The 716-nt window shown below is 61.6% G+C and carries 1 protein-coding gene; it reads left to right on the forward strand.

All coding sequences use genetic code 11. The annotated features are described in order from the left end of the window. Nucleotides 1-283 precede the first annotated feature (283 nt). On the forward strand, nucleotides 284-716 hold a 433-nt coding region (locus EN994_RS34025), incomplete at its 3' end, for an FAD-dependent oxidoreductase (protein ID WP_164746554.1).

A 716-nucleotide genomic window follows, 5' to 3' on the forward strand; every position in this document is an offset into this window, starting at 1 on the left:
CTGGTCGTCAGGGTCGAGGGAGCCGATGCGCCGATCGTGCTGATCAACGAAGATCATGTCCCGATCCCGAATGCTGCAATCGGAATATAGCTAGGCAAAACGCAAAAAAGCGGCCTGAACGCGGGCGCGACAGCTGACAGTTCGGCCGGCTTCGTGGCCCAACAGTCGGGTGACCACTGCAGCGTTCCAGACAAGGAAATATGCTGAAAAGCCGGATGCTGTCTGACAGTATGCGCATGCGTTCATGTGGACCGGTGGCAATTTCAGACAAGGGCACGCGCATATGGTGAGTTCCTTTCGTGCGGTCGTGGTCGGTGGCGGCTGTGTGGGCGCCGGCATTCTCTACGGCCTGGCAAAGCGCGGCTGGACCGATGTGGCATTGCTGGAGCGAACACAGCTTACGGCCGGTTCGACATGGCATGCCGCGGGGCTCATCCCCTCTTACGCGCGCAGCCGCAATGTCGGCCGCATGATCGCCAGATCGATCGCGATCTATGAAGGCCTGGAGGCGGAGACGGGCCAGAACGTCGGCTGGCACAAATGCGGGCAACTGCGCATTGCCAACACGCGCGACAGGCTGGACGAGTACAGAAGCTACATGGACGTTGCCGAGGTCCAGGGAGTGCGGGCCCGGATCGTATCGCCCGCGGAGGCGCGAGAGATCTGGCCGCTGCTCGACAACAACACCATGCTGGGTGCCCTCTACCATCCCGATG

Origin of the sequence: Mesorhizobium sp. M7A.F.Ca.CA.002.09.1.1 (assembly GCF_003998555.1) — a bacterium.
GTDB lineage: Bacteria > Pseudomonadota > Alphaproteobacteria > Rhizobiales > Rhizobiaceae > Mesorhizobium > Mesorhizobium ciceri.